The sequence below is a fragment of the Chryseobacterium capnotolerans genome (assembly GCF_021278965.1).
Lineage (GTDB): Bacteria > Bacteroidota > Bacteroidia > Flavobacteriales > Weeksellaceae > Chryseobacterium > Chryseobacterium capnotolerans.
Window position 1 is genome coordinate 4333722 of the sequence record NZ_CP065589.1, and the last position, 23641, is coordinate 4357362.

Below are 23641 nucleotides of genomic sequence, written 5' to 3' on the forward strand. Positions count from 1 at the left end.
TGAAAAGGATATATAAATCTTTTTAATATTCAACCTAAAAAACAAAAACATGAATAAAAAATTATTAATCATCATCGGATACATTCTCCTTACTCCATTCATGTATGGACAGGGAGATACAAAAGATGAAAAAGTAAGACAGCTTTTCTTATCTGCATGGCAAACATTCCAGAAACAGGATTACAAAGCTTCCATAAAAAGTTTGATAGAAGCGACACAATTAAAGCCAACGGATAGTATTTATAATCTTTTAGGAACTGCCTATGCTTACAATGAAGAATATGACAAGAGTATAATTGCTTATGACAAAGCCATTGAAATGAATCCCAAATACGCCAGTGCATACCGTGGAAAAGGCCTGGTTTATACAAAAAAACAAAATCAGGAAGAAGTATTTAAAAATTTTTCGAAGGCCATAGAAGCAGACCCACAATATACAGAAGCCTATATTGACAGGAGCACTTACTATATAACCATAAACCAACCAGAGAATGCTCTAGCAGACATTAATAAAGCGATTGAACTCAACAGTAAAAATAGCTCAGCCTATTATGGACGCGGAACTATTTATGCAGCACTGAACCGTTTTGATGAAGCTTTCAAAGATGTAGACAAATCCATAGAGTTAAATCCAAATAGCGATAATGTAGAAGCCTATAAAGTAAGAGGCAATCTTTATTTCCTTAAAAAGGATTTGAGCAATGCTATTAGTGATCTTTCCAAAGTTATAGAGATGAATCCAAAAGATCCGGGAATTTATAACAACAGAGGAGGTCTTTATTATCACAATGGAGAATACAAAAAGGCAATTCAGGATTTCAATAAGGATCTTGCCGATAATAACCAAAACATGGGAAGCTATTTCTTGCGGGGAAGTTCTTATATGAAATTAAAAATGTATAAAGAGGCATTAGCTGATTTCAATAAGGCCATAGAAATTTTCCCGGAATATAAAGGCGCTTATTACAGCAGAGCAGATTTGTATAAGTTATTAAAAAAAGAAGATCTCGCCAATGCCGATATGAAAAGAGCCAAAGAACTTGAAATGAATGAACCTGAGAAACAATAATCAACCATTTAGCACTCTAACTCCCGATTCTTCTAATATAGTTTTATCTTCATCCGTTATAGCATTATCAGTTATCAGGTAATCTATCTTATCCAATGAAGCTATTTTACCAAACCCCTTCTTGTTAAGCTTTGATGAATCCGCAAGGATAACAGTCTGATCAGCGCATTCAATCATCACCTGATTAAGATGGGCTTCTGCAGCATTGGAAGTACTAATCCCAAATTCAGGGTCTATGCCATCCACTCCAAGAAAAAGTTTATTACAGGAAAATTGCTTAAGGATCCCTTCTGAAATAGATCCTACAATTGAAGTTGAGCTTTTTCTCACCTCACCTCCTAACTGGATTACATTAATATTAGGATTATTACAAAGTTCAATAGCTACCCTCAAAGAGGAAGTTAAGACCGTAAGCGGACCGAAGTTCAGCAACATTCTTGCCAGGTAGTGCATGGTAGTTCCGGATGCCAAAATAATACAATCGTTTTCCTGAATCAATGAAAGCGCTGCTTTGGCAATAGCCTGCTTGGCTTCTACATTAATATTTTCTTTCTCTACCACATTTTTTTCGTAAGCATATCTTACCTGCTTGCTCGCTCCTCCGTGATTTCTAAAAAGAAGACCTAAACTTTCGAGATAGTTCAAATCCTTTCGTATCGTAACTGAAGAGACATTCAGTTTTTCACATAGATCCTGAACAAGAACATGTCCTTTTTCGTCCAGTTCTTTCAATATTTCATCCTGCCTTGGAATTAGCTTCTCCATTTTATTCGTTCCTTCAGTTGTTTTCTTATTTTTTCTTTATTGCCTTCAGCAACCTCCACTAACGTGACATATAAGTTTATACTTTTCCTACAGAGGTTTCATCAAAATTACCGATTTTTTTTCACATATGGGTCTTTATTCTTTTTATAAGGCCATATACAATTATTTCATCTTCAAGAACAAAGGTACTTATAAATCATAATAATAGGAGATTATAAAATTTCATTTATTTTCTTTTTGCTTTCATTTTTAATTTATATATTTGAAAACGAAACATAAACGAAACATTTATGAAACGAAACGAAGAACTCAGTAAATTAACCAATGTAAAAGAATGGGACTTTATAGTCATAGGAGGGGGAGCCAGTGGTTTAGGTTCAGCATTAGACGCAGTAAGCAGAGGATTCAAAACTTTATTGCTTGAATCTCATGACTTTGCGAAAGCAACTTCCAGCAGAAGTACCAAACTGGTACATGGCGGAGTAAGATATTTAGCACAAGGAGATGTAGGTTTAGTGAAAGAAGCATTGAAGGAAAGAGGGCTGTTGGCCAAAAATGCAGCACATATTGTAAAGAATCAATCTTTCATTATTCCTAATTATACCTGGTGGGGCGGAATCTATTATAAAATAGGTTTATCTGTATATGATTTCCTTGCCGGAAAATTAAGTTTGGGTAAAACGAAATACATCAGCAAATCAAAAACCATTGAAAAACTACCTACTATTGAACAAAATCACTTAGCAAGTGGCGTTGTTTACCAGGACGGACAGTTTGATGATGCAAGACTTGCGATCAACTTAACCCAGACCATTATTGAAAAAGGAGGAAGTGCAGTCAACTATGTAAAGGTTGTCAATCTTCTGAAGGATGGCAAGAATAAAATCATTGGTGTAGTCGCTGAAGATCAGTTCTCTAAGCAGCAATACCAAATTCATGGAAAAGTAGTCATCAATGCAACCGGTGTTTTCACGAATGACATCCTAAACATGAACAATCCTAAACATGGCAAAATGGTAGTACCAAGCCAGGGGATACACCTTGTATTGGATAAATCATTTTTGAAAAGTGATGATGCCATTATGATCCCAAAAACTTCTGATGGAAGGGTTCTATTTGTTGTGCCTTGGCATGACAGAGCATTGGTAGGAACTACAGATACTCTTTTGGAAAGTGAGAGCTTTGAACCTCGTGCTTTAGAAGAGGAAATCAATTTTGTTTTAAACACAGCAAGACAATACTTGTCTAAAAAACCAACCCGCGAAGATGTAAAATCTGTTTTTGCCGGGCTCCGTCCTCTTGCTGCTCCGAAAGATGGAAGTAAGAACACCAAGGAAGTTTCCCGAAGCCATAAAGTGATTGCTTCCGATACAGGATTGGTTTCCATCATCGGCGGAAAGTGGACCACTTACCGTAAAATGGCTGAAGATACTATTGACAAAGCCATGCAGGTACACAAACTAGGTAATACCACTTCTAAGACAGAAAATATGTCTATTCACGGAAATGTAAAACCAGAGCAAGTAGACAGAACCAATCATTTATATGTATACGGATCTGACATTCCTGCTATAAAAGCTTTACAGGAAAGTAATCCACGTTTTTCACAAAAAATACATCCAGACCATCCATTCACCGTAGCGGAAGTAGTTTGGGCAGCGAGAAATGAAATGGCGGAAACCATTGAAGATGTACTGGCAAGAAGAGCACGCCTGTTATTCCTGGATGCAAGAGCAGCTATAGACAGTGCCCATAATGTAGCAAGAATTATTGCTGAAGAGAAAGGATATTCTGAAGAATGGGCTCAGGAACAGGAAAATGAATTCATCGAATTGGCAAAAGGATATTTACTAACTCCTTATTCACCTAAAGTTATCAACCTTAATTAATCACCATATGAATGAAAAGTTAATCCTCGCTTTGGATCAGGGAACTACTTCCTCCAGAGCGATTCTATTCAACCATAGCGGAGAGATCAAATATGTATCTCAAAAAGATTTCAGACAAATCTTCCCTACTCCAGGCTGGGTAGAACATGATCCGAACGAAATCTGGTCATCACAGATCTCTGTTGCTGCAGAAATTATTGCCAAAGCAGGCATTTCCGGACTGGAAGTAGCGGCTATTGGAATTACCAACCAGCGTGAAACAACAATAGTTTGGGATAAAGAAACCGGAGAACCTATTTATAATGCTATTGTATGGCAAGACAGAAGGACCTCCAAATATTGTGATGAACTGAAAGAACAAGGCCACGCAGAAATCATCAAAGAAAAAACAGGTCTTGTATTAGATGCTTATTTCTCGGCAACCAAATTAAAATGGATCCTGGACAATGTTGATGGAGCAAGAGAAAAAGCGGAAGCCGGAAAATTATGTTTTGGAACTGTTGATACTTGGCTTGTATGGAAGTTAACCCGCGGGAAAATGTTCATTACGGATGTTTCGAATGCCAGCAGAACCATGCTTTTGAATATCCATACATTGGAATGGGATAATGATCTATTGGAACTATTCAATATTCCTAAAGCGATTCTTCCTGAGGTAAAACAAAGCAGTGAAGTATACGGTGAAACAGCTACTACTCTATTCTCTACCAAAATTCCGATTGCGGGAATTGCAGGAGATCAGCAGGCAGCCTTATTCGGACAAATGTGCATCAATCCAGGAATGGTAAAGAATACTTACGGAACAGGATGCTTCCTATTAATGAATACAGGAAAAGAAGCTGTTTCTTCAAAGAACAATCTTTTAACAACAGTTGCCTGGAAAATCAATGGAGAGGTTAACTATGCCTTAGAAGGAAGTGTATTTGTAGGTGGTGCTGCTATTCAATGGCTGAGAGACGGCCTTAAACTTATTCATTCTTCTGATGAAGTGAATAATCTGGCTGCATCTGTTGAAGATAACGGCGGTGTTTACTTCGTGCCTGCCCTTACAGGCTTAGGTGCTCCACACTGGGACCAATATGCCCGAGGTACTATCGTAGGAATTACCCGTGGTACGACTGATGCCCATATTGCAAGAGCTACTTTGGAAGGCATTGCATTTCAGGTATATGATATTGTAAAATCTATGGAAGCAGATTCCGGAAGAGCGAGTCTTGAACTGAGAGTAGATGGTGGTGCTTCAGCAAGCAACTTGTTGATGCAGATACAGTCTGACCTTTTCGGGTTTAAAATCACAAGACCAAAAACATTAGAAACAACAGCATTAGGAGCAGCTTATTTAGCAGGCCTTGCAGTAGGATATTGGAAAAATATTGACGAAATCCAGGAACAATGGATTGTAGACAAAGATTTCCATCCTCAATTGGAAAAAGAAAAAGTAGATGCCATGGTTCATTCATGGAACAAAGCGGTATCCCGTGCTCAAAGCTGGATAGAAGATTAATTCACTGACCTTAAAAATACACATATGACTCCATTTATCGCAGAAGTGATCGGAACGATGCTTCTAATTTTGTTAGGCAACGGTGTTGTAGCCAATGTTGTCTTGAAGGATACCAAAGGAAATAATTCCGGTTGGATTGTTATTACCACTGCCTGGGCATTAGCCGTTTTTGTAGGGGTAACTGTTGCGGGGCCTGTAAGTGGCGCTCATTTGAATCCGGCTGTTACCATTGGGTTAGCTGTTGCAGGAAAATTTTCCTGGGATCTGGTTCCGTCTTATATTGCGGCTCAGATGATTGGAGGTATGTTGGGAGCATTCTTAGTTTGGCTTTTTCATAAGGATCATTTTGCTATTACGGAAGACGAAGGAGCAAAACTGGCTTGTTTCAGTACAGGTCCTGCTATCCGAAAAGTTTCATCGAACCTTATCAGTGAAATTATCGGAACATTTGTACTGGTATTTGTTATTTTCCACTTTTCAGATCCAAGCATTAATTTACAGGCGGATCCTCATGCAAAAGTTGGATTAGGTTCAGTGGGAGCCATTCCTGTAACATTTCTTGTATGGGTGATCGGGCTTTCCTTGGGAGGAACTACTGGCTATGCCATTAACCCTGCCAGAGATCTTGCTCCAAGAATCATGCATGCCATTCTTCCGGTAAAAGGAAGCAGTGATTGGAGCTATGCGTGGATTCCAGTGATAGGTCCTGTTGTAGGTGCTGTTATTGCTGCGTTATTATTCATAACATTAAAATAAAAATACAGATGATGAAAATAGTAAAAGGAATCCTTCTGCTTACATTAGGTACAGGAAGGTTATTTTCTCAGGAAAGCAGTGAAGCTAAGGAAACCAAAGAAGGAAGGCTGGATTTTACCGCAAACATTCAAAACAACCACTTGTGGAGAGGTTTGATTATTACAGATAAACCTGTTGTAATGGGAAATCTTTCTTATGCTTTGGATGCGGAAAAGAAATGGAAAGTGGGTATCTGGGGAGCCTCTGCTCTTGCAGATGATAAAGACAACACCCATTATAAAGAGATCAATTATTATGTTCAGTATTCTAACGGACGTTTTTATATTGGATTATGGGATCTTTATAATTCAAGAAACATCAATACTGCTGTTGCTGCGGATGACATTTTCAGTTATTCACAAAGAAGAACAGCTCATATTATTGATTTAAGAACCAATTATACTTTTGGACCTGCATTCCCAATCAATATTGAAGCAGACATCATGTTATATGGAGGAGCTAATGCCGGAGAAGTGATTCTGGAACCTGATGGAAGTTATAAAAAGAACAGATACTCTACCTATGTTCAGGCTAGTTATCCTGTTATCAGCGGACAGAAAGTTAATCTGGATGCTTTTGTTGGAGCAGGATTCTCATTGAATGGCAACACCTTTTTGTATGGGAATGGAAAAAACAACTTCGATATTGTCAATATAGGTGTAAAAGCAGGAAAAGTTCTTAAGATTACAGAACATTATAGCTTACCTGTTTCTATGATGGCTATGTGGAATCCTTCTAATAAGTATGCAAGAATTCAGTTGGCTGCGACTGTTTTTTAATGTTAATAATTAACTAAATTATATATAAGCCACTCCTTTTGGGGTGGTTTTTTGTTTATTGGATAAGAAAAAACCACCCCGTCAAAAATTTTTTAATTTTTGCCACCCCTTCTGTGGAGGAAAATGGCTATACGAATGAGGAGTAGAAAGTAAAGAAGGCTGGATAATTCTAATGATGAGTGCTTAGACGATTACCGGGATTTTACGGTTTAAGGATTGAGAATATATTTTTAAATTTGAAGAAAAAAATATGAAAAAGATTTTCAGTCTAGTGGTCTTATGCATCAGCATTTTCACTCTTGCACAGGTAAAGGTTCCTTTTACCGGGCACAGAAGTTTTGATATTCTGGAGGGATACAGCGGTACGGGTACTCCTCAATATTATTTGGATGTTAAAAAGAATGGTGATGTCCTCTTTGGGTATGTTCAGGTAAACCAAGCTAACGGAAAAGAAACTACAGAAGAAATTAATGCTGGGAAATATGCCCCCAGTAAGGTAATGAAGGTACAATTCAAAAAATATGATGAAACTTTCTTTGTGAAATTTGATAAAAATAAAATCTACCTTACAGATGAAAAGGGAAATATTCAAAATCTTGAAGGCTGCTGTTCTGCCAGAGAGAGTATAGATAAAGAGACCTGTTCTTGTGAAAGTGAGTTCTATGAATAACAAGATATAAACACAGCCATTCCTTTGGGAGTGGCTTTTGTTTGTGGGTAGAAAACCACTCCGTCAAAAAATTTAAAGAATTTTTGTCACCTCCTCCACTGAAGGAGAATGGTTATACTAATTATAAGAATTGGATGAAAGAGACATTTGAGATTATGGAATTTGTCAGGAATAAAAAATCCCGGGATTTCGCGATGAAGGGTTTGTGTAAATATCTTTACTTTTGATGAATCAATTATACAACACCAAAGTATGAAAATACTGAATATATTATGGGTTTTCCTTTTCATGGTCTCATGCAGTAAGAAAGAAAACCACCCTTACACCTTTTATTATTGGAAAACGCATCTAAAACTGGATCAGGAAGAGAAGAAAACTTTAGATCAGGCAACTGTTCCTTACTTATATACAAGATTTTTTGATGTTGATAAAGCCGGAGGAAAATTTCAGCCTGTTGCTGCTATTACAAAAGACCAGAGTTTTCAGACCGATAAGCAAATTGTCCCTACGGTTTTTATCACGAATTCAACTTTACTTGGCATTACTCAGGAAGAAATCAAGTTCCTTGCGCAGAGTATCCATCATTTGGTTCAGAAAAAAGCAGAGGAATATCATTTAAAAATCAACAATGAAATTCAAATTGACTGTGACTGGACTTCTGGCACACGGGATGATTATTTTAAATTTTTAAAAGAACTCAAAAGAATTTCCGGAAAGGATGTTACCTGTACTTTACGGCTTCATCAGGTCAAAGATAAAAAGCAAACAGGTACTCCACCTGTAAATAAGGTATATCTGATGTGCTACTCCACCTCTTCTCCATTGGAAAAGTCAGACAAAAATTCTATCCTGGATGTGAATATTCTGAAAAGTTATCTTTCGAAGCTGGAAGACTATCCTATTCAGAAAATAGAAGTTGCCCTGCCTATCTATTCATGGGGAATTATAACGAATCATCTCGGCAAGCATAAACTCATCAATGCTTTATCTAAAAAAGACCTAGAAAATCCCAACTTTAAAAAGATCTCCGATCATGAAGCTGAAGTCCTGAAAGACGGGTTCTACTTTGGCAGCTATCTCAATAAAGGCTTCAAAATAAAAGTGGAAGAAATCTCGGAAGAACAATTAACTGATGTGGTTATTTTCCTTCAGAAAAAAATACCGCATTTTAATATCATTTATTATCAATTAGATAGTAAATTTGTGTTAGATCGAAAATTTTAAATCTATCATAGATTAAGACAGAGAATAGTAATTCTACATCTTATGCTATTTTCTGCCCGCACCATTAATTACAAAAAACAACTCTATAAAAACTAAAAAAACACTACAAACCCTATGAAAAAGTATATTCTTTCACTTGCGGTTGTATCTCTTTTCTATACGAATTCCAACGCTTGTGCGTGGTCGGATCCGGATTATGAATACTTCAATCTTTTTACACAGAGCATCATTAAGGACAAGTCTTACCTTCCTTTCCTCCACACTTATTCTTCAAGATTCTACGGTGAATACAATCCCTCATTGATTCCTGATGATAATATTGAAACATGGAAGAAATATTTTAACAATCAGCTTAATTATGCCGAGACCCAGAGTCTAGTATATAAATTAAGTATGAATGATTTGAATGCTCTTAAAAACGGAACTCCTACCCACCCTCTTTTACAAAAGCTAGGAACAGGATTTTACCAGAAATATAAAGAGGGAATTGATTATTTAATTGAAGCTAAATATCTGGAACCTTATATGAGCATCAATTACGTTGAAAGTGAAAATTCTTTCTATTATAACAGAGATGAGAACAGAAAAAATGCCACCTCTCTTGATTATAATAAAACAATTGCAGCCTTAACATCTTTGTATCATGCCTCCAGAAATCCTGAGATCAAACAACGTTATGGATACCAATTGGTTCGTTTGAACCACTATACCAGAAACTATGACTCTGCACTTCAGGCTTTCAAAAGCTATATTGAACCTATCAAATTAAAGGGTACTGTATATTATATGGCTTTAGACCAATTGGCAGGTGCTCAACGAGGATTGGAAATGAATAGTGATGCCAACTGGAATTTTTTCCAGGTATTCATGAACAGTAAAGATCGTAAAGAATCTTCTTTTGTTTCTATGAAACTTTCGGATACAGCTTCTTTCAGTAATATTATGAAAAGAGCCAACACGAATGAAGAAAAGAACATGGCCTATTTCCTTTTAGGATATGAAGATTTCAACAACCCTATTCCCATTATGGAAAAGATGTTTGACATCAATCCGGATTCTGAAATCTTAAAAGTAATGGCAGTAAGAAGTATCAATGAACTGGAAAGAAGCTACCTTCCGATCTATTATTATACTTCTGATGCTTACGGGAGAGTATCTGTCTACAGGGGAAATACTGAAACCCATAATTCAAAAGATGCTGCCTCTGATAAGAAAACAACGGAAGTAAAAGAAGTGAAAGAAGAAAAAGTATCTTTCTGGCAGAAAATTGTAAGGTTCTTCAAAAATCTTTTCGGAGGTTCAAAATCTGAAGCATCCGGTAATGGAAATAAAGCTGATCAGAGTGATGATGAATTGCTGAACAATCCGAACAGAATTCCTTTTTACACCACCGGATATAGCGGGTACGATGATAATACCAAAAATTATCTTGATGACCTTGAAAAATTTACTTCGAAGGCAAAAGAGAAATCCAAAGACGAATACTGGCAGATTGCAGATGCGTATCTTAAGTTTTTAAAGAAAGATTATAAGGAAAGTACTGAAATTCTGAATGACATCAAGACAACCAATCCGGAATATCTGGAGGAAATTAAAAGGATGAAAGTTCTTAATGACATTGTTTCCCAACCAAAAGTGGATGCCGCTTTTGAAGATCATCTCATGAAGGATTATGCTGAATATTTTGTAGAGAAAGAAGTAAAAAAAGATACTGCCAATGTCAATAATGATTACGATTATTATGGCAGTGCACCTTCCACTGCAGATTTCTTAAAAGATGTAATGGCCAACCGTTATTTCCTTCAGGGAGAAGACGGAAAATCATTCCTGATGAACAATACCCTTTCTGACCTTCAGTATAATCCAAACTCAAGTCTTGTAAAAAGTGTTGAGGAGTTCTACAGAAAACCTAACAAAACTCAATTTGAACAACAAATTATTGCAAAGAATATGGATAGTGTTGGAAATATTGAGGCTTTCTTCAATACCATTTATGGTGACAGAGCAATGAGACTTGCTGATTTTGAAAAGGCTAAATCATATTATGAAAAAGTAAAGAAGTTCGGTGGAATTCCAAGAGAAAATTATGACTGGAGTGAAAAAAGCGGCCAAACTATTACTTCAAAGCAATATGCATCTTCTGAATACAATGGCTTTAATAATATTTCAAGTCTTGTTTTTGGGCATAATGTGTGGGAAAGCTACCAAAGTCCTGATACTGAATCTATGAAGTCTGAAGGCTACACTGAGTTCCCTTTCATTAAAGACAATATGAATAAACTGGATTTAACTGATGCTCTGATCCAGCTTAAGAAAATCGGAAATGGTAAGGATGAAAAGGCGGCAAGAGCTAACCAACTTATCGGAAACCTGCTATACAATACTTCCATTTTAGGATATTACAGACACCTTTTCGTTATGGATATTGATAACAGCAATGGCGGAAAATATTACTTCTGGAATAATGACAAAGGAAATCCTTACAAGTATTATTATAAAAACTTCCTAGATACGTCTTATATTGAACCTGATAATTTCGATTTAGTGATCAACTATTATCAAAAAGCCCTTACGCTTTCCAATAATAAAGAAGAAAAGGCTCGAATTCTGTTCCAGATGGCAAGTGCCGAGCAAGGTAAATATTACCAGTATGAAGCTAAAGCTCCAAAAGATTTTGATTATTCTGATCCGAAATGGTCTGAAAAAGAAGATGCCCGTCAAAAGGAAATGGACAACCTGAAGAATCAAAAATACAGAACCTATTTTGCTCAGCTAAAGGCACAGTATTCAGATGCTGAAACTACAAAAAGCCTGATGGGAAGCTGTAGTTATTTCAGCTATTTCATGAGATAAAATAAATAAAATTATCAACTTCAAATAAAAAAAGGAATCATTGTGATTCCTTTTTTTGTTGTTCCTGTTTTTGAAGCCATTCTTCATGTTTCCTTTTAAAGAATTCATGCTTATAATTTTGGTTGATCTGTGCAACATCTATGGAATGGGAAGTATGAATATCTATATCTTTTTTAGCAAATTGGGCCAGATTTTCATAATAATGATGAAGCTGATCTAATTCTGCTTCAGTAAGGTCTTCAATATCTACAATCCTGTTGCTTGCCTTTTCATGGGCTGCAATGAGTTCGTTAAGTTTAATCTGTATAGCTTTTGAATCTTTATTCTGAGCTTTCTGAATGAGAAAAACCATGAGAAAGGTAATAATGGTAGTTCCCGTATTGATAACCAACTGCCAGGTTTCTGAATAATTAAAAAAAGGTCCCGTAACCGCCCAGGCCAAAACCACAAATGTTGCTCCAATAAAAGCATACTGGCTACCTGTAAATTTAACAGCCCAGTTCGAAAATTTTTCAAAAAGATTATTATTCTTGTGATCCATAGGTCAGATTATTTTATATTAAATGTATAAAATTAACCTGAACGTGTGAAAGAAATATTGAAATAAAGATAGAAGAGTATATAACAAAAAACATTAAGATGATTGATTCATCTTAATGTTTACAAAATTAATTTGATATGAATAAATTAAAAGTTAATACAAATTTGAGAAAGGAATCTGTAGTAATTCCTCCTTTCTAAACCAGTATTAATATCGTTATTTCTTACTTTGAATCCGAATGAATACTCTCCTTGAGCAGCTGCTTTTCTCTGCAAATCTAAAATCACTTCTCATATTCTTTAGTAAGAACATTTTTTATTGTATTTCATCAACATTTTTTTCAACTTTTCCATTGGGTTTAAAAGAAATAGTTTGCTCCGAACTGATATCTGATTCCATCGATTCTGAAACCAAAATTGGCAGCAGGATCACTGGTATCATTACGGATATCTTTATCTAATAGATTGTACACACCAAATGTGAAACGAACATGTTTATTCAGTCTGTATACAGTTCCTAAATCTAATAGGAAATAAGATGGGATTGGGTATTCCTGTGCTTTCCCTCTGCTTACTCCCGGCTGGCTCTCACTTCTGTAGTTTCCTCTTGACCAGAATTCAAAGCTGTCATTGGCTTTCCATGATAGGTTTACATTGGCCATATGCTTAGGGATTCTAGCGTAGGGTTTATTGTAAAGTGCAGGAATTTCATCAGATTTAATCTTTGTATCTGTATAAGTATAGTTTGCTTTTAATACAATATCCTTCGATACGTTTACCCCAAGATTAGCTTCAAGCCCCATGCTGTTTGCCTTACCAAGATTTTCTCTTGTAGAGATAAAATCATAAATATGATTATATAAAGCTTCAAACTGTTTGCATTCTTCGGTATTGTTACATTTTCTAACTTCAACCAGTTTGTTTTTAAAGTCTGTGTTAAAACCTGTTACACTTAGGTTAATCACTTTCTTATTATCTTCAAACATTACGGTTAATTCCTGGTTAAAGCTTTTCTCCGGTTTAAGATCTTTATTTCCAATGATTACTCCATCCTGAGTTCCACCACCGGTTACCTGTCCCCATCCTGGATTTACAGCTCTTAGGCCTGGAGCTTTATATCCCCATGATGCACCTCCTTTAAAAGTAAAGTTGTTGGTAGCGCTCCATACTAAATATCCTCTTGGAGTAAAGTTAGCACCATAGTTTTCATCATTATCCAAACGTGCTCCTGTAACCAAATGTAGTTTATTGACTAACTTCCAGTTTCCTTCTGCAAAAGCAGACCAGTTCCAACGGGTAAGCTGGGTTACCACTTCCCCATTTTCAGACTTCATTTTGTTCCCCAAATCATTCAGTCTCTCATATCTGTATTCTGCTCCAAAGCTGATCACATGTTCTTTAATATTGAAATTATTAAGACTGTACGCAGCTAAAGTCTCATACCTCATATCCCTGTTTGGATTATTGGTATTATCATACTGGATATAAGAGTTTGTATGGAAGTTTGAATAATCTCCTTTGTGGCTTAATGCCAATACATTTCTCTCGTAATTATTGCGTGAACTTTTTGCCGTAGGACCTAATGAATAACCAGGATTCTGATTTCTTTCCTGACGGTTATAATCGTAGCTTAGCTTAAAGGTATTTTTTGTATTGGGAGTAAGGCTGAATTCTGTACCAAAAGCTTTAATAACTCTTTCTGTAAATCCACCTACAAATTTATCTTCATTTCTGTCGGAATAACTCCCGGTCACTTTCATCTGAAGAAGGTTTTTCACTAAAGAGCCGGCAGCATATCCATCAATCTGGTAGGTATTTCCAGATTCTTTATGTACCTGCTGTACTAAACTTGTTCCAACAGATCCTCTCCAGCCGTTACTCAGTTTTTTAGTGATAATATTGATTACTCCACCCATCGCATCAGAACCATATAATGAAGACATGGGTCCTTTTACGACTTCAATTCTTTCAATAGTTTCCAATGGCGGCATCCATCCTTGTTCAATACCTGGGCCGTCCGAATTGGGTCTTGTTTCTCTTGTGTTGATTCTTTTACCGTCAATTAAGACCAATGTCTGGCCAGATTCGGCACCTCTTATTGAGAAATCACTTGTACTTCCTCCCCCTGTAACGAAAACACCCGGAACATCCTGCAATGCATCGGTAATGTCTCTATACGCTCTTTTTTTAAGATCTGCCTGAGAAATTACAGAAATCGTAGCTGGTGTGTCTTTGATTTTCTGAGCATACCCGGAACCCGTTATTACTACTTCATTAATATGGTTACTTTTTAACGTGTCCTTAGTTTTCTGACCGCTCATGAAAGCTGATCCTAAAACAAGCAAGGAAAAAGATACTGTTCTAAACATCAAGAATTTTTTTGCAAAATTATTATTTTTAATAATTCTAAATAAATAAACCAAGGTGAGATATGTCACCTTATAAATCCCCCTTGAATGTGAGATCAACAATATCATAATAATTCTGATAAAAATATGCCAACACAGCTATACGATTATTGAGGATAGGTTCTTACGGTTATCCTATCATTATCAATAATAAAAAGCAAAAACATCAAATGTATATTGGAAAGGATTGATGAATAGAAATAAAAAAATCCGTTCCTAAAAAGGAACGGATTGTATAATCATTGCAAAGTATGCATTTATCACACTTTAATTTCAACGTCTACACCTGAAGGAAGTTCTAATTTCATTAGAGCATCAACAGTTTTAGAAGAAGAAGAGTAGATATCCATTAGTCTCTTGTGAGCTGATAATTGGAACTGCTCTCTTGCTTTCTTGTTTACGTGCGGAGATCTCAACACTGTGAAGATTCTCTTATTCGTTGGCAATGGAATTGGTCCGTTTACAACAGCACCAGTAGCCTTTACCGTTTTTACGATTTTCTCAGCAGACTTGTCTACCAAGTTGTAATCGTAAGATTTTAATTTTATTCTGATTCTTTGTGACATTTCTTGTACTTTAAAAAATTAACCTTTTGCTTTAGCGATGATATCTTCAGCAACGTTTTGTGGAGTAGCTTGATACTTCTCTAATTCCATAGAAGAAGTAGCTCTTCCTGATGAAAGTGTTCTTAGAGTAGTAACATATCCAAACATTTCAGAAAGTGGAACAGAACCTTTGATTACAACAGCTCCATTTTTCTCTTCCTGACCACTGATTGTACCTCTTCTCTTGTTAAGGTCACCAATGATGTTACCCATGTATTCTTCTGGAGTTACAACTTCCAGTTTCATAATAGGCTCCATAATTACTGGTTTAGCAGCACGTCCCGCTTCTTTAAATCCTAATTTAGCAGCCATTTCGAAAGAAAGGGCATCAGAATCCACCGCGTGGAAAGATCCATCTTTAAGAGTAACTTTAATACCTTCAACTTCGAAACCAGCCAATGGACCGTTCTTCATTGCAGCTTTAAATCCTTTTTCAATCGCAGGAACAAATTCTCTAGGAACGTTACCACCTTTGATCTCATTGATGAATTCTAAACCAACTTTACCTTCGTCTGCAGGTCCTAGTTCAAATACAATGTCAGCAAATTTACCTTTACCACCAGATTGTTTTTTGTAAACTTCTCTGTGTTGAGCAACTTTTGTTAAGTTTTCTTTGTACTCTACCTGAGGTTGTCCTTGGTTTACTTCAACCTTGAATTCTCTCTTCATACGGTCTACAATGATATCTAAGTGAAGCTCACCCATACCAGAGATGATCGTTTGTCCAGAAGCCTCGTCAGTTCTTACCGTAAACGTTGGATCTTCTTCAGCCAATTTAGCTAGAGCGTTACCCATTTTATCTTGGTCAGCTTTAGTTTTAGGCTCAACAGCGATACCAATTACCGGATCAGGGAAAACCATCGATTCAAGAACGATTGGGTTTTTCTCGTCACACATTGTATCACCAGTTTTGATAGACTTGAATCCTACCGCTGCACCAATATCACCAGCTTCAATATATTCTACTGGGTTTTGCTTGTTAGCGTGCATCTGATAGATTCTAGAGATTCTTTCTTTATCTCCTGAACGAGTGTTCAAGATATAAGAACCAGCATCCAGTCTTCCAGAGTATGCTCTGAAGAATGCTAATCTTCCCACGAACGGGTCAGTAGCAATCTTAAATGCCAAAGCAGAGAAAGGCTCATCTACAGATGGCTTTCTTGTAATTTCAGCGTCTGTTCTTGGGTCAGTACCTTTGATATCATCTTTATCCAATGGAGAAGGCAAGTATTTACATACTGCATCCAACATAAACTGTACTCCTTTGTTCTTGAACGAAGAACCACAAGTCATTGGGATAATAGATAAATCGATAGTAGCAGCTCTCAATGCAGCATTGATTTCTTCTTCTGTAATTGAATCCGGATCTTCGAAGAATTTCTCCATCAAAGTTTCGTCATATTCAGAAACAGCTTCTACTAATTTCTCTCTATATTCAAGAACTTCATCTTTCATGTCTTCAGGAATTGGAACTACCTCGAAAGTAGCACCTTGTCCAGCTTCATCCCAGATGATCGCTCTGTTTTTAATTAAGTCTACAACTCCTTTGAAATCTTCTTCAGCACCGATTGGTAAAACGATTGGAACTGCGTTAGATCCTAACATATCTTTAACCTGGTTTACCACGTTAAGGAAGTCAGCACCTTGTCTGTCCATTTTGTTTACGAATCCCATTCTAGCAACTTTATAGTTGTCAGCAAGTCTCCAGTTTGTTTCAGACTGAGGCTCTACTCCATCTACTGCTGAGAATAAGAATACCAATCCATCTAATACTCTTAAAGATCTGTTTACTTCTACAGTGAAGTCAACGTGTCCCGGTGTATCAATGATGTTGAAGTGGTAAGGCTTAGTATCTGCAAGAGGCTTTCCTTGGTCTGTTGGAAAGTTCCAAGAACAAGTAGTTGCAGCAGAAGTAATAGTAATACCTCTTTCTGCTTCCTGCTCCATCCAGTCCATTGTAGAAGCACCATCGTGAACCTCTCCAATTTTGTGGTTTACTCCTGTATAGAATAAAATCCTTTCAGTAGTGGTAGTTTTACCTGCATCAATGTGAGCAGCAATACCAATGTTTCTTGTAAATTTAAGATCTCTACCCATTTCAGATTAGAATTTAAAGTGTGAGAAAGCTTTGTTAGCTTCCGCCATTTTGTGAGTATCAGATTTCTTTTTGAAAGCTGCACCTTCTTCTCTTGAAGCAGCTACAACTTCATTAGCTAATTTCAAAGCCATAGACTTATCATTTCTCTTTTTAGAGTAGCTAATTAACCATTTCATTGCCATAGAAATTTTTCTATCAGCTCTGATTGGCATAGGAATCTGGAAGTTAGCTCCACCTACTCTTCTAGAACGTACTTCTACGTGAGGCATAACGTTTGTTAATGCATCTTTCCAGATTTCAAGGGCTGTTTTCTCAGTTTCTCCTTTTTTAGTTTCTACGATATCTAATGCATCATAGAAAATTTTGAATGCGATAGACTTCTTACCGTCTAGCATTAAATTGTTTACGAATCTCGTTACCAATTGATCATTAAATTTCGGATCTGGTAACAACGGTCTTTTTTTCGCTTTTGTCTTTCTCATTGCTTCTGTACCTTATTTAATGATTATTTTTTCTTTCCTTTTGCAGGAGCTGCAGCAGCTTGTCCTGGTTTAGGTCTCTTAGCTCCGTACTTAGATCTTCTCTGAGTTCTTCCATTTACACCAGCTGTGTCTAATGCACCTCTTACGATGTGGTAACGTACTCCCGGTAGGTCTTTCACCCTTCCGCCTCTAACCAATACTATCGAGTGCTCTTGAAGATTATGTCCTTCGCCCGGGATATAGGCGTTAACTTCTTTACCGTTTGAAAGTCTTACCCTTGCCACTTTTCTAAGTGCAGAGTTAGGTTTCTTAGGTGTAGTAGTATATACTCTCGTACATACTCCACGTCTTTGTGGACAAGAATCAAGGGCAGCCGATTTGCTCTTCTTGGCAAGCGTGGCTCTTCCTTTTCTTACTAATTGTTGAATAGTAGGCATTTAATTGCTTTTTATTTTAGGGTGCAAAAATAATAATATTTTTTTAATTGACAAGCAGTTATGATATTTTATTTTACAAGAATTTTTCTTCATTTATATTCAAAACCACTGAAAACGTCCATTACTTTTATGTTATTGAAACATTTTAAGTAATGGAGGTTAGTATCAAAAAATCAAAGTCTTATTTAAAGGCATCCTTTATTATTTTTCCTTTCATATACTGTGTAGAAACACCTAAAAGTTCAGCCATCATACTTGCAATATCAATTTGCTCATAATTTCCCGTGCTGATGATCGCATTCTTTTTAAAATCCGGCCCCATTGCAAAGAACTCAATATGTCTGCATCCTGCACAGTCGTCTCCATGTTCTGCAAAACCTCCGTTGACATCTATATGTCTTCCGTGGTCATTAGAAACGATAAGTGTTGTTTTATCTTTATAAGCGGGAAGTGACTGGATATAATCCCAGATTTCTTTAATGGATGCATCAGTAGTTTTAATGGCTTTGATGTATTCATTCCAGTTATTAGCATGACCATAAGAATCTACATCTTTAAGATTGATCACCATAACATTCGGACTGTATTTTGCCATTACTTCTTTGGTTTTCGTCATCGTAACAAGATCATCACGATATCCGGATCCGTTTCCGCTTACTCCACAATCAACACTTGGCTGAAATTTTCCTTTCCAGTCTGCCAGTTTACAATCATTTAAAACTTCAAGTTTATCTTTAGAAGCAATGACCCATGCTTTTGTCTTATCTGCTCCTGTGAATTTCAGCCACTGCTGCATTACGGATGGAAACCCCGGCAATTCGGTTCCATTGTTTTTAATATTCTCATATACTCCTGAGCACATCGCGCTATGTCCCGGGTTTGTATTGGTAGTTCCATTGTTTTTAAAGTTGCTGATAAAAACACCTTGATTCAGTAAACTTACTCTGTTAGGAATATTTTCTTTATTTGCTGCTTCCCAGGTTTCGGAAATACGGGGACCATCAACTACCAGAAGTATAACATTTTTTGTTTGGTATTTTGCCTCTGGTTTTGTAGGCAGGGTTGGTGTCTGTGTTTGTGCATCCACATCATTATTATTGCATGAAAACATACATAATGACAGCATAGAATACAGGAAAAACTTCTTCATTGCTTTTTACTTAGATTATATTTCGAGTGCAAAGCTAGAAAACGCAATCTCCGGATTCATTAACAAATTGTTATCTATTTCTTAATAATTCGAGACAGAAATCAACAAAACGGGAAATAAAAAACTATTGAAGAAATACCATAACAACAATTATTCTATTACTGTAACGGTAACATTTTTATTCCAATTAAACTTTTTAATATTCTGTTTCAATTCATCCAGGTTTTTCCCATTGATAGAATATACGGAAACTTCCAGTCTTGCGACGGTTATTTTGTCTTCTATCTTTAAAGTCCCTGCTTTTTTCCAATAAGAAGGAACATAGCCTTGCAGCCATCCTTCATATACAACAGCAATATCATATTGGTGATCAACACAATATTTACTCAAAAAGTCTCCAAACTTTTGGTCAAATGATCTTTTGTTTTCGTTAAATTGGATGGTTTCTACAGATCCAAGACCAGCGATATCCAATAAATGAATATCTGTATAATAACAAACCGCTCCAATATCATTGGCTACCACTTTTGAAGTATTATAAAACTGGTGCAAAAATTTCGCAGACTGTACCTGCTGTTCATAAATGTTCTTACCTCCATTGTTCATAATAGGATGAGCAGCCCAACATTTATAGATCATCAGAAAAACATTAGCAGCAATTAACAGACTCACTAACTTTTCTTTTTTAATATAATCCGTAAAATTAAAGAACAACTCTTTACATCTTGGTATTAATACCATACTAAGGCCTGTAAGAATATAGGCTTCATAACGTAAATGCCCTTTTAAATCAGCAAACATCGCATGACACAGCATGACCAAGGAAAATACAATTAACAGGAAATTACTATGTAATACTTCTTTTAACGTTTTCGTTCTCAGATCCCTGTAAATAAACACTATGCATAGTAAAAGAGGGAAAATTCCTATTTTATAAAAACTAATATTCAACAGAAGATTATCCAGTAAAATAACTTTTAGTTGTTCTAAAATATGGGAATCAAGACTCAATTTTGTTCCTTTTACCACTACTGAGTTAGGAAAAAAATACCCGTCCTGCTGATAATTGAAAGCACAAAATGCTATAATAGGAATGAAACCCAGCAATACGACAAACAATGCTTCTTTCCATTTTCTGACAAGGGCAAACATAAAAGCCAGAATTACAAAATAAAACATACTTTCAAAACGGACGACCCCCATTAACAGCAGACTGAAGTAAAAACCAAAGACAGCAAGTTTATTCTGATTAAAACGGGAAAAGCAAAAAATATTAACAGCAAACAGGAAGATCTGGAAAACATGTTCCATTCCTGAAAGAATATTTATAGGAAGTACAATAAAGAATACAGTAAAGAGTACTGCTATAACTGTTTTTTTAACCTCTTTAAAAATTTCAGCATAATAGCTGGAGAAAATATAAAGAATTCCGATGGCAAAAATACTATTAAAATACAACGGAATCTGATCATTATTTCCAAAAATCCTAATCAATATACTCAATATATAAGTGAACAATGGAGAAGAGGAAGTAGAAGAAAATTGATATCTTGTCATTCCCCAGACATCATATAGAGCAAAATTCTTGGCCATTGCAAGATGTATATAAGCATCATCCAGGAGATAAACGTAGTGTCCATCAGTTTTCAGAACAGAATTGATATAATAGAATACACAAACCGAAAAGAAAAAAGCTGAAGACAGCAAAAAACTACGCAAACTTATATTTCGGACCACTTCCATCTTAAATAAATATAAAGTGCCAAAGATAAGCATCCTCTACCATAAAACGATGATCTGAAAAAAGTATAGAGTATACGAAATAATCTAGCCCGAAAATTATATTTCCACCTTCATTTCTCCTATCCATTTTATAATAAACCCATATTGATATTTCCAAACTATTTTAAAAAATTTCCTTATAGTTATCATCTATTGATATCCCGGCCTTTTCGGCACGATATTTCGTAACTTTGAGATATATAAAAAGATAAATTTATGAAAAACGCTAGTATTATAGGGCTAAAAGAAGTCGACTGCAAGAAAATCGCAGAAAAATTAAATACACTTTTAGCTAACTATTCTGTATTTTATCAGAATACAAGAGGTTCTCACTGGAACATTAAAGGAGATCAGTTTTTTACTCTTCATCCAAAGTTTGAAGAGCTTTACAATAGCTTAGTTTTAAAAATTGACGAAATTGCGGAGAGGATTCTTACATTAGGTGCAACGCCTGCACACAACTACTCGGACTATTTAAAAGTAGCCACTATCAAAGAAAGCAAAGAAGTAACTGACGGAACGAAAAGTGTTGAACAAATTCTAAGCTCATTCAAAGTAGTGATTGACCTTCAGAGAGAACTTTTAGACATTACGGATAAGGCTGGTGATGAAGGTACCAACTCTCAGATGAGCGACTACATCACTGAACAGGAGAAAGAAGTTTGGATGTACAATTCCTATTTAGGGAAATAACAGATACAATCATCAAAATATTTCAAAAAAATCGCCTTACATTTAGGCGATTTTATTTTTAATTTTTATATTTGCGTTAAAATTACACATATTATGAACGACGTAAGACTAAACTCTATTCTGGATAACGACTTCTATAAAATAACCATGCAAAATGCTGTGGTAAAACTTTTTCCAAGTTCTATTGTAAAATATGAATTCATCAACAGAGGGAAGCATCATTTCCCGGAAGGTTTTGATGCAGCATTAAGAGAAGCTGTTAATAAAATGGCTGAACTGAAGCTTACCAAGGATGAAAAGAAATTCATGGCAAGAACATGTCCTTATATTGATCTTCCTTATCTGGATTTTCTGGAAGGATATCATTATGACCCATCTGAAGTAAAAATTCGTCAGGAAGGTGGAGATCTTTCAGTGACTGTTGAAGGACTTTGGTACAGAACGATTCTCTGGGAGGTTCCTTTATTGGCGTTAATCAGTGAGCTGCATTATGAAATGAACCACATGGAAAGAGACTCAAATGAAGTGGTAATGAGTAAAACCCTTGAGAAAGCAGATTCTTTAGGCAGATTGGGGGTAACGTTTGCAGAATTTGGAACCAGAAGAAGGCATTCTTATAAGGTACAAAATCTCGTCATGGAAGCTTTAACACAGAAAAAAGATTCTACCTTCATTGGAAGTTCTAATGTACATTTTGCTATGAAATATGGTGTAAAACCTATCGGAACCCATGCTCATGAATGGTTTATGTTCCATGCAGCTGAATACGGTTTCAAAATGGCTAATGAACTGGCGTTGGAACATTGGGTGGATGTATACAGAGGAGACCTTGGAGTAGCCCTTTCTGATACTTATACGACAGATGTTTTCTTCCAGCAATTTGATAAGAAATTCGCAAAGCTTTTTGACGGCGTACGCCATGACAGTGGTGATGCTTTGGAATTTGCAGACAAAACCATTGCCCATTATCAGAAAAACGGCATCAATCCGATGTTTAAATATATTATTTTCTCTGACGCCTTAAATCTTGAAAAAGTAGAGGAAATTACGAATTACTGCAGAGGAAAAATAGGAATCTCTTTTGGAATAGGTACCAACCTTACTAATGATGTAGGATTAAAACCAATGAACATTGTGATGAAACTTATCGGAGTACAGGCTCCTAATAAAGAATGGATTCCAACGGTAAAACTTTCAGATGAACACGGGAAATACACTGGTGATCCAAAGATGATTGAGCTAGCTAAAGAGTTTTTAAGAATAAAAGATTAATATAACCTCATCAACAATATTAGAATATAAAACCTCGTCATCATCGAGGTTTTTTGTATTCATCCATCATCTGTAATCTGATCACAGAAACTTATAAGCTTTTGTTATCTTTATCGAAACAAAAACAATATGATATCAAGAACATTAGTTATCACCTCCCTCCTCTTCTCAGTATATTTTACTGCTCAGGAAAAGAAAACAGAAAAACCGAAATTTAATCAGGAATTGGCCACTTCATTAGGGGCAGATCAATATGGCATGAAACCTTATACTATTGTGATGCTAACAACCGGTACTGCAAAAATTGAAGATAAAGCCCAAATGGGTTCTTTAATGAAAGGACATATGGAAAATATTGGCAAATTAGCCAATGAAGGAAAAATTGTGGTAGCAGGTCCTTTTTTGGAAAAGAATAAAGAGAATTACCGTGGAATGTTTATTTTCAATACAAAATCTAAGGAAGAAGCTGAACAATGGGTAAAGACTGATCCGGCAGTTCAGGCTGGAATTTTCAGTTATGAGATTTTCCCTTGGTATGGTTCTGCGGCCTTACCGCTATACCTGAAACATCATGATGAAATTTCAAAAGAAAATCCTTAAAGAATAAAGTAAAATCCCTCAACTGA

General features: G+C 36.0%; 20 protein-coding genes. 11 read left to right on the forward strand and 9 right to left on the reverse strand.

Annotated elements, in window-relative coordinates:
- Window positions 1–49: 49 nt before the first annotated feature.
- A complete protein-coding gene (locus tag H5J24_RS20880; RefSeq protein WP_068940276.1) occupies window positions 50–1069 on the forward strand; it encodes a tetratricopeptide repeat protein in 1020 nt (339 codons plus the stop codon).
- Here the strand turns inward: H5J24_RS20880 and H5J24_RS20885 are convergent, their stop codons facing one another.
- Window positions 1070–1834: a DeoR/GlpR family DNA-binding transcription regulator gene (locus H5J24_RS20885; RefSeq protein ID WP_068940278.1), complete on the reverse strand. Its 765-nt coding sequence runs from the start codon at window positions 1832–1834 to the stop codon at window positions 1070–1072. It lies immediately after the preceding gene.
- Between the two features lie 290 nt (window positions 1835–2124).
- Here H5J24_RS20885 and H5J24_RS20890 point away from each other — a divergent pair, with 290 nt between their 5' ends.
- The 7 genes from H5J24_RS20890 to H5J24_RS20920 all read left to right on the forward strand — a co-directional run bounded on the left by H5J24_RS20890 (window position 2125) and on the right by H5J24_RS20920 (window position 11548).
- On the forward strand, window positions 2125–3723 hold the full coding sequence (locus tag H5J24_RS20890; protein WP_068940281.1) for a glycerol-3-phosphate dehydrogenase/oxidase: 1599 nt from the start codon (window positions 2125–2127) through the stop codon (window positions 3721–3723).
- A 7-nt stretch (window positions 3724–3730) separates the two neighbouring features.
- On the forward strand, window positions 3731–5227 hold the full coding sequence (gene glpK, locus H5J24_RS20895; RefSeq protein ID WP_068940282.1) for a glycerol kinase GlpK: 1497 nt from the start codon (window positions 3731–3733) through the stop codon (window positions 5225–5227).
- Between the two features lie 24 nt (window positions 5228–5251).
- Complete coding sequence (locus H5J24_RS20900; protein ID WP_068940283.1) at window positions 5252–5983, forward strand: MIP/aquaporin family protein; 732 nt, start codon at window positions 5252–5254, stop codon at window positions 5981–5983.
- A gap of 8 nt (window positions 5984–5991) precedes the next feature.
- Window positions 5992–6801 carry a hypothetical protein gene (locus tag H5J24_RS20905; protein WP_082811001.1) on the forward strand — a complete coding sequence of 270 codons (810 nt, stop codon included), beginning with the start codon at window positions 5992–5994 and terminating at the stop codon, window positions 6799–6801.
- 250 nt (window positions 6802–7051) lie between these two features.
- On the forward strand, window positions 7052–7471 hold the full coding sequence (locus tag H5J24_RS20910) for a hypothetical protein (RefSeq protein WP_068940284.1): 420 nt from the start codon (window positions 7052–7054) through the stop codon (window positions 7469–7471).
- A gap of 252 nt (window positions 7472–7723) precedes the next feature.
- The gene (locus H5J24_RS20915; protein WP_068940286.1) at window positions 7724–8695 is read left to right on the forward strand and encodes a hypothetical protein; all 972 of its coding nucleotides are present in this window, start codon (window positions 7724–7726) and stop codon (window positions 8693–8695) included.
- Between the two features lie 114 nt (window positions 8696–8809).
- Complete coding sequence (locus tag H5J24_RS20920; RefSeq protein ID WP_068940288.1) at window positions 8810–11548, forward strand: hypothetical protein; 2739 nt, start codon at window positions 8810–8812, stop codon at window positions 11546–11548.
- 37 nt (window positions 11549–11585) lie between these two features.
- Here the strand turns inward: H5J24_RS20920 and H5J24_RS20925 are convergent, their stop codons facing one another.
- From H5J24_RS20925 to H5J24_RS20960, 8 genes are all read right to left on the reverse strand, one after another.
- Window positions 11586–12089: a low affinity iron permease family protein gene (locus tag H5J24_RS20925; RefSeq protein WP_068940290.1), complete on the reverse strand. Its 504-nt coding sequence runs from the start codon at window positions 12087–12089 to the stop codon at window positions 11586–11588.
- Window positions 12090–12447: 358 nt separating this feature from the next.
- A complete protein-coding gene (locus tag H5J24_RS20930) occupies window positions 12448–14457 on the reverse strand; it encodes a TonB-dependent receptor domain-containing protein (protein ID WP_068940292.1) in 2010 nt (669 codons plus the stop codon).
- Window positions 14458–14756: 299 nt separating this feature from the next.
- Window positions 14757–15062 carry a 30S ribosomal protein S10 gene (gene rpsJ / locus H5J24_RS20935; protein WP_002661363.1) on the reverse strand — a complete coding sequence of 102 codons (306 nt, stop codon included), beginning with the start codon at window positions 15060–15062 and terminating at the stop codon, window positions 14757–14759.
- Window positions 15063–15080: 18 nt separating this feature from the next.
- Window positions 15081–17198, reverse strand: a complete 2118-nt coding sequence (fusA, locus tag H5J24_RS20940; RefSeq protein WP_068940294.1) for an elongation factor G — start codon at window positions 17196–17198, stop codon at window positions 15081–15083.
- Between the two features lie 6 nt (window positions 17199–17204).
- Window positions 17205–17681, reverse strand: a complete 477-nt coding sequence (gene rpsG, locus H5J24_RS20945; RefSeq protein WP_034677991.1) for a 30S ribosomal protein S7 — start codon at window positions 17679–17681, stop codon at window positions 17205–17207.
- A 23-nt stretch (window positions 17682–17704) separates the two neighbouring features.
- The gene (rpsL, locus tag H5J24_RS20950; protein WP_002983146.1) at window positions 17705–18118 is read right to left on the reverse strand and encodes a 30S ribosomal protein S12; all 414 of its coding nucleotides are present in this window, start codon (window positions 18116–18118) and stop codon (window positions 17705–17707) included.
- A 181-nt stretch (window positions 18119–18299) separates the two neighbouring features.
- Window positions 18300–19268 carry an alkaline phosphatase family protein gene (locus H5J24_RS20955; protein WP_068940296.1) on the reverse strand — a complete coding sequence of 323 codons (969 nt, stop codon included), beginning with the start codon at window positions 19266–19268 and terminating at the stop codon, window positions 18300–18302.
- Window positions 19269–19418: 150 nt separating this feature from the next.
- Complete coding sequence (locus tag H5J24_RS20960) at window positions 19419–20987, reverse strand: hypothetical protein (RefSeq protein WP_141395621.1); 1569 nt, start codon at window positions 20985–20987, stop codon at window positions 19419–19421.
- A gap of 279 nt (window positions 20988–21266) precedes the next feature.
- On the opposite strand from H5J24_RS20960, the gene H5J24_RS20965 reads away from it, so the two are divergent.
- The 3 genes from H5J24_RS20965 (at window position 21267) to H5J24_RS20975 (ending at window position 23615) form a co-directional block, all read left to right on the forward strand.
- Window positions 21267–21743: a Dps family protein gene (locus H5J24_RS20965; protein ID WP_068940300.1), complete on the forward strand. Its 477-nt coding sequence runs from the start codon at window positions 21267–21269 to the stop codon at window positions 21741–21743.
- Window positions 21744–21836: 93 nt separating this feature from the next.
- Window positions 21837–23015, forward strand: a complete 1179-nt coding sequence (gene pncB / locus H5J24_RS20970) for a nicotinate phosphoribosyltransferase (RefSeq protein ID WP_068940303.1) — start codon at window positions 21837–21839, stop codon at window positions 23013–23015.
- Between the two features lie 129 nt (window positions 23016–23144).
- Entirely contained in the window at window positions 23145–23615 is a 471-nt protein-coding gene (locus tag H5J24_RS20975) for a YciI family protein (RefSeq protein ID WP_068940305.1), read from the forward strand.
- The last annotated feature ends 26 nt before the right edge of the window (window positions 23616–23641 follow it).